6 protein-coding genes and 1 pseudogene are annotated in these 10,582 nt (G+C 50.2%); 5 read left to right on the top strand and 2 right to left on the bottom strand.

The window, feature by feature from the left end; all coding sequences use genetic code 11:
- Nucleotides 1-1,024, bottom strand: a pseudogene (locus Q0X35_RS04510) (hypothetical protein); the annotation flags it as partial.
- Between the two features lie 729 nt (nucleotides 1,025-1,753).
- Here Q0X35_RS04510 and Q0X35_RS04505 point away from each other — a divergent pair.
- The 5 genes from Q0X35_RS04505 (at nucleotide 1,754) to Q0X35_RS04485 (ending at nucleotide 9,998) form a co-directional block, all read left to right on the top strand.
- Entirely contained in the window at nucleotides 1,754-3,262 is a 1,509-nt protein-coding gene (locus Q0X35_RS04505; RefSeq protein ID WP_297565994.1) for a cytochrome ubiquinol oxidase subunit I, read from the top strand.
- Nucleotides 3,263-3,285: 23 nt separating this feature from the next.
- Entirely contained in the window at nucleotides 3,286-4,419 is a 1,134-nt protein-coding gene (gene cydB / locus Q0X35_RS04500; RefSeq protein WP_297565992.1) for a cytochrome d ubiquinol oxidase subunit II, read from the top strand.
- A 108-nt stretch (nucleotides 4,420-4,527) separates the two neighbouring features.
- Nucleotides 4,528-6,402, top strand: a complete 1,875-nt coding sequence (gene cydD, locus Q0X35_RS04495) for a thiol reductant ABC exporter subunit CydD (protein ID WP_297565990.1) — start codon at nucleotides 4,528-4,530, stop codon at nucleotides 6,400-6,402.
- Entirely contained in the window at nucleotides 6,395-8,362 is a 1,968-nt protein-coding gene (cydC, locus tag Q0X35_RS04490; RefSeq protein WP_297565989.1) for a thiol reductant ABC exporter subunit CydC, read from the top strand. Before cydD ends, cydC begins: the two co-directional genes overlap by 8 nt.
- A complete protein-coding gene (locus Q0X35_RS04485) occupies nucleotides 8,355-9,998 on the top strand; it encodes a GAF domain-containing sensor histidine kinase (protein ID WP_297565987.1) in 1,644 nt (547 codons plus the stop codon). Before cydC ends, Q0X35_RS04485 begins: the two co-directional genes overlap by 8 nt.
- Before the next feature lie 112 nt (nucleotides 9,999-10,110).
- Here Q0X35_RS04485 and Q0X35_RS04480 read toward each other — a convergent pair.
- A partial coding sequence (locus Q0X35_RS04480) for a response regulator transcription factor (RefSeq protein ID WP_297565985.1) occupies nucleotides 10,111-10,582 on the bottom strand: 472 nt, incomplete at its 5' end.

The following is a 10,582-nucleotide window of genomic DNA, read 5'->3' as shown; positions in this document are numbered from 1 at the left end:
CGGCATAGAGCACCGCATTGCGGCCTTTACCTATATCCACGAAAGCAGCTTCCATGGAAGGCAATACATTCTGCACTCGCCCTAAATAGACGTTTCCGACCATAGTAGTTTGGGTATGCCGGGCCACGAAATGCTCTACTAGCACTCCATCTTCAATCACAGCGATCTGATTTAAGCCATCGCGCTCTTGGATAAGCATCTCCCGCTGCACCGATTCACGCCGCGCCAAGAACTCCGATTCAGATACGGCATAGTGGCGTTTCCCTGTCGCACGCTTCTTCTTCCGCCGCAACTTTTTCGCTTCCAGCCGAGTAGAACCACGCGGAGCGGTGACTTCATCTTCTGCTCCAGCTTTATTCCCACTTCGCCGCCGGCGCAGGCGCACTTTCGGAGAACTTTCTTCATCATTCTCACCACTAGCAGCACTCTCTCCGGAAGTTTTTGCAGTTTTTTCACCTCCGGCCGCCGCTGCATCTATCTCGGCAGATTCCGCTTTCACATCTGCCTGTTTGGAGCTTCTCGAGCCAGCACCTTTAGATGTTGCTCGGCGCTTCCCCTTATCTACGCCATCTTCCTCTGCGCTATTTTCTAGATTTTCGGGCGTATTCTCGTTTTCCACCGTATCCGCGCCGTGCCGCCGTCTACTGCGAGTACCCCCGCGCGATCCGCGCCGCGAACGCCGCGCAGTAGCAGTCGATTCTTCCGCCGGCACTTCCGAATTATCTTCCACAGCACTCGAAAAGCCTTCGCCAGCAGCGTCCGCTTTTTCTTGGCTCTTCTGCCGGCGTACTCTCCGTGCTTCTGCCACTTTCGTAACATCTGGCTCCTGAAAGAGCAAAGTGGTGAGTGGCGCCGTTTTCTGCACTGGCTTTACTGACTTTACCGGCTTCGACTCTTTTTCCGCCGGCATATCGCTGAGCCCTGCCGAAAAAGTAATATCGGCATTCAACTTTTTCGCATTGCGCCGCTGGCGCTTTTCGGCAGTATTATTTAGTTTTTCTTCTGATTTCTTATCAGCAACCATTTAAAAGGTACTTTCCCTGCTCCGTAGCCGCCTGCATCTAGCCACTAGCGGAACAATTTTTCCCGCAACCACTTCGGCTGCAAAAGTCTATGGAGGCATTTCCCTCCGGCAGCTACGCAGTACAAACCGCGGCGCTCAAGTAAGGAAAATTTTAAGCTGATGCTCGCTCAAATTGCCTAGTGCTACTTTAGCACGCTTCTGCTCTCCAGCCACCATAGCAAAGCTGACTATCTCGAAATCACTTGTGGAGCTACTCACTTACCTCATAATTTCTTATTTATTTAGCGAACTTCCCCTATCTAAAAATGCGACTCACTTAGCTAAAAATATTGAGCCACTCTCTCTGTTAAAAAATAGTAAAATCAGAATAATTAAGCATTTTCCCTTATTTAGCTACCTAATTACGAAAGACTTTCCTTGCAAAAATAGTTTTCCGGCCTACTTAGGGCCCATCACGAGGTTTTTCCTGCAAAATAAGTGTAATAATAGGTTATGAGAATAGTATTCAGCGCGTAGCTTTTCTGCTGAGTAAGTAGATAAAGCGCAGTTGAACGGATTTTCCCCGAAAAAATACTGGCTCTGGTTTCCGTGGCTTTATAGTGCCTTAGGTCCCACAGCCTTTAGTTTCTTCGAAATATCCGGCTTCGCTGGCATAGCACCCGTTTCAGGGTGCCACTTTCAGCACCTATTCATAGCTGTAAAATTTACGTCTGACGAAAGGTAATCGAGGTGGAAGCTCTAGACCTTGCCAGGTGGCAGTTTGGAATTACCACGGTCTACCATTTTATTTTGGTACCGCTGACCATAGGTCTTTCCCTGCTAGTGGCAATAATGCAGACCAAGTGGCTCAAGAGTGGTGAAGCCAGATGGCTAAAAATCACTGAGTTCTTTGGCAAAATTTTAATAATTAACTTCGCACTCGGCGTGGCCACCGGTATTGTGCAAGAGTTTCAATTCGGTATGGGCTGGTCGGAATACTCCCGCTATGTAGGAGATATTTTCGGAGCACCACTCGCTTTCGAAGCTCTGCTCGCCTTCTTCCTAGAGTCCACTTTCTTGGGCGTCTGGATCTTCGGCCGCGGGCGGATATCGCCGAAAGTACACACTGCTGCTGTATGGCTCTTCGCCATCGGCACGAATGTATCGGCACTCTTTATTCTGGCTGCAAATTCCTTTATGCAGAATCCGGTAGGAGCGATCTTTAATCCGGAGACGGGGCGGGCCGAGCTTGACGGCGCCACCGGCTTCTTAAATGTGATCTTTTCCCCCACGTCGATGTACGCCTTTGCCCATACTTTTACCGCTTCCTTATTGCTCTCCGGCTCTCTGGTTGCCGGAGTGTCCATGTGGTGGATAGTGCGGAGAGTAAAGGCTGGCGACAAAGCCGAAGCTCTCGAGTACTGGAAGCCAGCCGCTAAATTCGGTTTCATTGCTATGCTGATTGGTGCACTGTTCGTCATCACTACTGGGCATTTCATGGGGCAGCATATTTATAAGGCGCAGCCCACGAAGATGATTGCCGCAATGGGAATCTCCCAGACCGAAGAATCGGCTCAACTCGGCTTAATTATGAAGGGCACAGAGCTCAATGCGGATTCAGTAATAACTTTACCGATTCCGGGCTTAGAGTCCTTCATGGTCACCAATCACTTCAGTGGCCCGGAATCGCAAATCACCGGAGCTGACGATATTAATAAGCAGTTCCAAGAGTACTTTGCCGATACCTACGGAGCCGATCAAAATTATCTTCCCAATCCTTTCATCTCGTTCTACTCGTTCCGAATCATGATGGGGCTGGGCTTTGCTTCGGCTCTGCTAGCACTGCTAGGGCTCTTCGTACTGCGAAAAGATAAGCTACCGGATTCCCCTGGTTTAGCAAAGCTCTTCATGTGGACGATTACTTTCCCCTATCTCGCTTCTACATTCGGCTGGATTCTCGCGGAAATGGGTCGCCAACCTTGGGTGGTATATCCAAATTTCCAAGCTCAGCCTATGGAAAGCACTCCGCCTACGCAGTTAATTAATCAACTCACTGACTATGGTGTATCGCAAAACGTACTCAGCATTGAACTGCTGGCTTCGTTAATCATTTTCACTCTCCTTTACTTAGCACTCGGTATCGTCTGGTTCTTACTGGTAAAGCGCTATGTAGTGGAAGGCATCAATCCGCGCGCCGAAGTAGCAGTAGAAACTATTGATGTAGATGCAGCGGATGCCAAGCTGAGTTTCGTCTACTGAGGAATGCAGGTTAGGAAATCATAATGGAACTTTCAATCTTACAAATCATTTGGTTTATCCTTATCATCGTCCTCTGGGCGGGATATGTGACGCTGGAAGGCTTCGGCTTCGGCACCGGCATGCTCCTCAATATTTTGCCAAAAGATGCAAAAGAAAAGCGGGCACTGCTCAATTCAATTGGGCCACACTGGGATGGAAACGAAGTATTCCTCCTCACCGCAGGCGGTGCCACCTTCGCCGCTTTCCCGGAGTGGTATGCCACTATGTTCTCCGGAATGTACTTAGCACTCGTATTGGTACTGGTCATGTTGATTGTGCGCATATGTGCAATTGAATGGCGAGGCAAGATTAATTCCGCGCGCTGGCGTGCTGTATGGGATAACCTGCACACTGGTTCGGCCTGGATCGTATCGATACTCTGGGGTGTAGCTTTCGCTAATTTAGTACAAGGAATGCAGATTCAAGTAGGAAACTACGTGAATGGCGAATTTATCGCCGCTGCGCCCGGCGACGTAGATGCTGCCCTGCTCGGCGGAGCACAGCATTTTCTCACCGGCGGATTTTTCTCCCTTCTCACGCCCTTTACCATTGTCGGTGGCGTGGTAGTGTGCAGCCTCTTCCTTAACCATGGAGCTCTCTGGATTGCGTTGAAGACGCAAGGAGATATCCGAACTCGGGCAATTGCCCTGGCAAAGAAGACTTCGCTCTTCTCCACCGCAATAACCGCTGTTTGGGCACTCTGGGCACAATTTGCGTACTCCGCTAGTATCTGGGCGTGGATTCCGCTCCTACTCACGGCGGTACTGCTTATTGGAGCAGTGGCTCTCACCTGGATGGGTAACGAGAAAGGTGCTTTCTTCGTGCACTTCGGAGCACTAGCCGGTGCAGTAGCCTTCATATTCTTGACTTTCGGTGCTAACGCTCTGAAGTCTAGTATTAACGAAGCCTATAACCTCACTTTGGTACAGGCTTCCGCTACTGCTCCTACCCATACGGTAATGCTTATTGCGGCAGTAATTTTCGTGCCAATCGTACTTGGCTACACTGCTTGGGCTTATAGCATATTCACCAAGCGTATTTCGGTGCAGAATATTCCGGACGAATTTGCCGGATTACATCCTACCGAAGTGCGGGAATTTGCTTCCACGCAGGCTTAAATTAAAGCTATAAAAATGTAAAAGGTGGAGGGTCACATGGCTCTCCACCTTTTACTTCGTATTTTATCCACCTATAATCACTTACAAATTCTTTAGGAAAGTTTGGTAGTGAAACCTTTTGATGCTCGCCTCTTAAAATACGCCCGCAGCGCCCGGCGATATATTGCTTTTTTAGTGCTGCTGGGATTCGTGATGACGCTACTTATAGCGATACAAACTATTCTCATTGCCGCGGCGCTCTCCCCTATTTTTTATGGCACAGCTAGCCGGGCAGATATTATTCCATTGCTGCTCTGGTTGGCGCTAATCTTTTTGCTCCGCACCGCTCTTCAATATCTGCGCAGCAGCGTCGGGCATCGAGCTGCCTTACAAGTAATAAGCACTTTCCGCACTCAGGTATTGCGCCACGCTGCAAATCTAGGCGAGCGCTGGCTTTCCCAAGGAAATACTACGCGCGTAGTCACCTTAGCTACGCGCGGTTTAGATGATTTAGAGGCTTACTTTGTCTCTTTCCTTCCCCAATTATTCCTCTGTGTCACTGCTTCTCCGGTACTAATAGTAATTATGCTGGCTATCGACTGGGTATCGGCTTTAGCTGTAGTGCTTTGTATTCCGCTCATACCACTTTTCATGATCTTGATTGGGAAAATGACCGCTAGCTACTCGGGGCAGCGGCTTCGCGCTATGCAGGAGCTGGGAGCCCAGTTATTGGATCTGCTGGCTGGTCTAGCTACTTTGAAAGCGGTCGGGCGCGAAAAAGGCCCACAGAAGCGGGTATATAAACTTGGGAAAGCTTTTACCGAAAAAACTATGCAGACTCTCTATGTAGCTTTTCTTTCTGGAGCTGCTCTCGAATTCCTCACTACCCTTTCCACCGCCATAGTGGCGGTAGAAGTAGGATTCCGAATGGTGGCCGGGCAACTAATGCTTTTTGAAGGATTAGTGCTGATTATGCTCACTCCCGAAGTATTCAAGCCCCTCCGTGAAGTAGGTACCCAATTCCATGCTTCATCGAACGGCATGGCCGCTGCAAAGCAAGCCTTTGCTATTTTAGAAACGCCGTTGCCAGCAGAAACGCCGTTGCTGTCAGCTAAACTTTCATCTCCAGCTGTGGCTAATCCACCTTTAAATTCCGCTGCTCCTGCACAAAATATCTCTGAAGTAAGCTCTGATTCACCAGCAGATTTAGACTTAAAAAATACGGTAATACGCTTAGAAGACTTAAGCGTCTACGCTCCGGGGCGCGCTACGGTAGCTCCAGCTAATTTGAGTGGAACAATCAGCCCTCAAAAAATTACCGTCTTGCGGGGGCCGAGTGGAGCAGGTAAAAGCACCACTGTGCAGGTAATTCTGGGTCTACTTTCCCCAGATAGCGGCACCGTCTTTATCGGCGATATTCCACTTTCCCAGATCGATAAAAATTGGTGGTGGAAAAATATCTCGTGGGTGCCACAGCAACCTGTATTGGTGCCGGGCACTATTAGCGAAAATTTAGAGGTAACTGAACCCGAGCACAACCTCCCCCTTTTGGAAGCCGCAAAACTCACCGGCTTTTTAGAGGTGATTCACTCTCTTCCCGCCGGTTGGGATACTAAGGTCGGGCAAGGCGGAGTGGGTCTTTCCGTCGGCCAACGCCAGCGTCTCGCCCTTACGCGCGCGCTTATCTCGGAAAAACAAATAATAATTCTAGATGAGCCTTCTGCGCATCTAGATGCAGTTAGTGAAGAATACGTGGCCAATGCGCTGCAATTTCTGAAAGCGCACGGGCATACGGTAATCGTAATCGCTCACCGCGCCGCTCTAGCTAAATTGGCAGATACCGTAATCGATATTGAAGCTGGCACTCGAGATATTTCCGCAGAGATTGCCCTGCAGAAACAACAAGCAGAAGATGCGGCCACTAAAGCACACCGGGAAATGCAAAAGTATGACTATGCGCTGCCCACTTCGTGGGGAAAAAAGACCGGAGGAAATAATGACTGAATCTATATTTCCGCCCGCTGAGCGGGCTGCTCTCCGCCGGGTATTGCATATGCTGGAGATTGATAAAAAACGCTTTGGACTTTCTATAGTCTTGGGATCTGGAGCTATTGGTTCTGGTGTGGGCTTAGGTGCCGTCTCGGCTTGGCTAATTGCGCGCGCTGCCCAGCTCCCCCCGGTACTCGATCTTTCTATTGCCGCCACTTCTGTGCGCGCTTTCGGAGTAGGAAAAGCTATTTTTCGCTACCTGGAACGCATTTCCTCCCACCGCGTATCTCTCAATGGTATGGCTGCACTCCGCACCCAGGTATATAGCCAACTAGCTGATTCTCCGACCGATGTAGTTGCTTCAATCCGCCGCGGAGATCTGCTGGCGCGCACGGGCTCCGATGTAGATGAAATCGGGCAGGTAGTGGTGAAATCTCTACTTCCCGCTGCTGTCGCTGTGGTAACTTCGCTTATTTCTATTGCAATCGTGAGCGCTCTCTGCTTACCCATTGGTCTAGTATTGGCCTTTTGTTTATTACTATCTGGCTTAGCTGGCCCGTATTTTGCCGCCCGCAGCGCGCGCAGAGCCGAAATAAACCAGGTAAAGGAACGCAGTCAGCTAAATATAGAGGCCCTCACACTTCTCGAATCAGCTAGTGAATTGCGTGTAAGCGGCAAACTTTCACACTTAGAAGCAGCACAGCAAAAAACCGAAAAATTGATCCAGCAAAACCGCAATAAAGCTGCTTTTTCTACCGCTTTTGCCAGCGCCATAGATGTATTCGCTTTAGGAATCTCCGTAATTGCCGCTATTTTAATTGGCAGTGGGCAAGTAGTAAACGGCAATTTATCTGCGGTGGGGTTAGTAGTTTGTACCCTCACGCCCCTTTCCGCCTTTGAATCCACTCAAAGATTGCCAGATGCCGCTATTCAACTAGTGCGCTCTGCCCGCGCCGCCCTGCGCATTACCGAACTGCTAAATACCGGCAAAAATACTGCTACAGATCCCGCGAATTATGAGGTAGCTGCCAAATTGCAAGCAGCTGTGCCTTCCGCGCCCGCGTCCACACCTCCCGCAGCCGCGACTCCGCTTGCAGCTCCTATTACAAGTACTCCCCTTTTAGAAGCAAAAGATATTGTACTGGGGTGGCCCGGAGGCCCTGATCTTAGCGAGAAGCTAAATCTGCGCCTCGTACCGGGGAAAACTATTGCTATAGTCGGTGCTTCAGGAATCGGCAAATCTACCCTGCTTTACACCTTGGCCGGGATGATTCGCCCTCATCAAGGCGTAGTGGAAATATCGGGAGCCGATATCGCGGCCCTAGAACGCACTACCGTAGCCGATAAAGTAACACTCACAGCCGAAGATGCCCATATTTTCCACACTTCAGTGCTGGAGAATCTCCGCGTCGCGCGCGCCGATATTACTCCAGAAGAAGCCACAGAACTCCTCGAAGCGGCCGGCTTAGGAGAATGGCTAGCACAATTACCGGAAGGAGTAGAGACGATGCTGGGCGAAAATTCCCGCACTCTTTCTGGCGGAGAACGCCGCCGCATTTTACTGGCGCGCGCTTTCGCTTCTCCAGCAGATTTCTTCCTCCTCGATGAGCCCGGCGAACATCTCGATTCTGCAACGGCAGATAAGTTGATTCGCGATCTACTAGCTGCCGGAAATCCTTCTCTCTCTCCGCAAATACCTGCTCCTGCCGGCGCAGAATCAACTACCACTCTTGCTGGTGCAGAACCAGCAGCCACTACCACCGGCGCGAAAAACAGAAAAATCTCTTCTATTCCCGCCAAACAACGCGGGGTAATATTGGTTACGCATCGTCTACATCCACTCGATGCTGCTGATGAAGTGATAGTTTTAGGTGAACATCCGGCACGGATACTAGCCCGCGGTACCCATAAAGAAGTAATGCAGCAGCTCCCAATTTACCGCTGGTCTACAGAACAGGAGTATGTAGATGGCTGATAATTCTTTTCTTACCGAGCTGCTGGCCAAAGCGCTAGAATTGACCGGAAAATTAGAGCGACCCGAGGCGATGAAATTCTTCGTCGATACTGCTCGTGAGCTCACCGGCGCGCACTACAGCGCCTTGGGAGTACTCGATGCTCACGGAGATACCGTAGAGTTTTTCTTTTCTGGTTTAGACGCAACGCATGCCAGCAAAATCGGCTCTCCCCCCGCTGGCTTAGGGATAATAGCTGAGATTCCCGCCCAAGGCGCACTCATTATAAATGATTTACCGCATCATCCACGCGCTGCTGGATATCCTAAACACCACCCTCATATGGAAAACTTTTTAGGCGTAATAGTGCCGGTAAATGAGCAAGTATGGGGGCGGCTGTATCTGACTGATAAGCCGGGTGGATTCACGAAAGATGACGCCATCAAGATGGAGATGCTGGCTCATGCCGCATCTATCGCTGTACAAAATTCCTATCTCTACACGGCTTCGCAAAATCGCGCGCGCTGGCTAGCTGCTTCGCAAAATATCGTTTCCTCACTTCTCGAAGGCACCGAAGAGGAAGAATCTCTGCAGGTGATTACGGAGGAAATGCGCATAGCCGCCCGCGCCGATGTGGCGTTAATGATTCTGCCTTCTATAAAGAATAATTGGATGTGCGAGATAGTGGCTGGGGAGGGAAGCGAAAAATTCCGTGGCCTCAATTTTCCGCCAGACGGGCGCGCCCAGACGGTGATTCGAGAGCAAAATGGGCTCGTAATTGACTCTATGCAGCGTTTAACTACCGTACGTATTCCCTTAATGCGAGAATACGGCCCGGCACTCTATGCTCCACTGGTATCGAAAGGAGTAGGGCGCGGAGTAATTATCCTGCTGCGGCATCTAAAGGCCGCAGAATTTGATTTGCATGATTTAACTATGGCGGAAAATGTGGCCCAGCAAGCCGCTTTCGCGATGGAACTAGTACAGGCTCGTCACGCACAAGAAATGGCTTTGGAGCTAGATGAGCGCGCCCGCATTGCCCGCGATTTGCACGATTTAGCTATTCAGCAACTTTTTGCTTCCGGTATGCATATTACGGCAGTAAAAGAGGATTTAGATTCCAATGCCAGCCCAGAAGTAAAGGACGCTCTAGATAATGCGATATGGGCTTTAGACGAGTCGGTGACGCAGATTCGGAAAATAGTGCGTTCACTGCGCGATGATTCTCCGGCGGCGGCACTGCTCGAACGCCTTCAACACGAAACTACTCTCTCGCTGCAGTCACTGGGATTCGCTCCCTCGCTGATTATCCGAAAGGATGGCGAAATACCGCCGGCAGATTTCGATTACACCACTATCGACGATTTAATCGGAGCTGATATTGCCGACGATGTGACGGCAGTAGTACGAGAAGGTCTTTCCAATGTGGCTCGTCATGCCCGCGCTGCCTCAGTAGTAGTAGAGATTAATGTAGATGCCCAGCAGATAGAGGTACAGGTACTGGATGACGGCGTAGGTATTACTGCGGCGGCAGCTCGCCGTTCCGGATTGGCTAATTTAGCAGCCCGCGCCCGGCGGCATCGCGGCAGTTTTACGATTGGCCCCCGCCGAGATGGCACCCGGGGTACGCGCACTTACTGGCAAGTGCCACTCGCTTAATAAAGCGGTATAAAAATTAAAACTAACTAATCCAAGCACTCATTTAATAGCGGATGATAAATGCTGCCTTATACCGCGTAGTCAATGCGTTAAATTATGGCTGCAATCGGCACTATTGTTGGCGCCAGCCAGAAGCTCGCTGCCCAGCTACCCAGGCCGCCACTTGGGTGCGGCGCTCCATCCCCATTTTAGAAAGTAGCGAAGTGATATGATTCTTCACGGTTTTTTCTGCTACCCCGAGTTTCTCCCCAATTTCCCGATTAGAAAGCCCTTCCCCAATCAAATTGAGCACTTTCCGCTCGGAAGGAGTTAAATCAGCGGTCGGATCGTCATGGTCAGCCCGCCGGCGCGTCACAGTGCGTTCATCTAATAAGACCCGCCCATCTGCTACTGCTTTAATTACATCCGTAATTTCTGCCCCGCGCACCGTCTTAAGCAGAAAAGCTTTTGCGCCCGCTTCGAGGGATTCAGCTACTGCGTCGTCGTCATCAAAAGAAGTGAGCACAATGCATTGTGTATGCGGAGAATATTCACGCAGCTGCTCGATAATATCTAGCCCGGTTCCATCCGGCAGACGTAAATCA

The organism is uncultured Arcanobacterium sp. (assembly GCF_947253055.1).
In the GTDB taxonomy this organism is placed as follows: Bacteria; Actinomycetota; Actinomycetes; order Actinomycetales; family Actinomycetaceae; genus Arcanobacterium_A.
This window is presented reverse-complemented; position numbering and strand designations above follow the sequence as displayed.

Coding starts and splice junctions, on each gene's coding strand:
- cydB (WP_297565992.1), top strand. CDS start 3,286: ATGGAACTTTCAATCTTACAAATCATTTGGTTTATCCTTATCATCGTC.
- cydC (WP_297565989.1), top strand. CDS start 6,395: ATGACTGAATCTATATTTCCGCCCGCTGAGCGGGCTGCTCTCCGCCGG.
- Q0X35_RS04485 (WP_297565987.1), top strand. CDS start 8,355: ATGGCTGATAATTCTTTTCTTACCGAGCTGCTGGCCAAAGCGCTAGAA.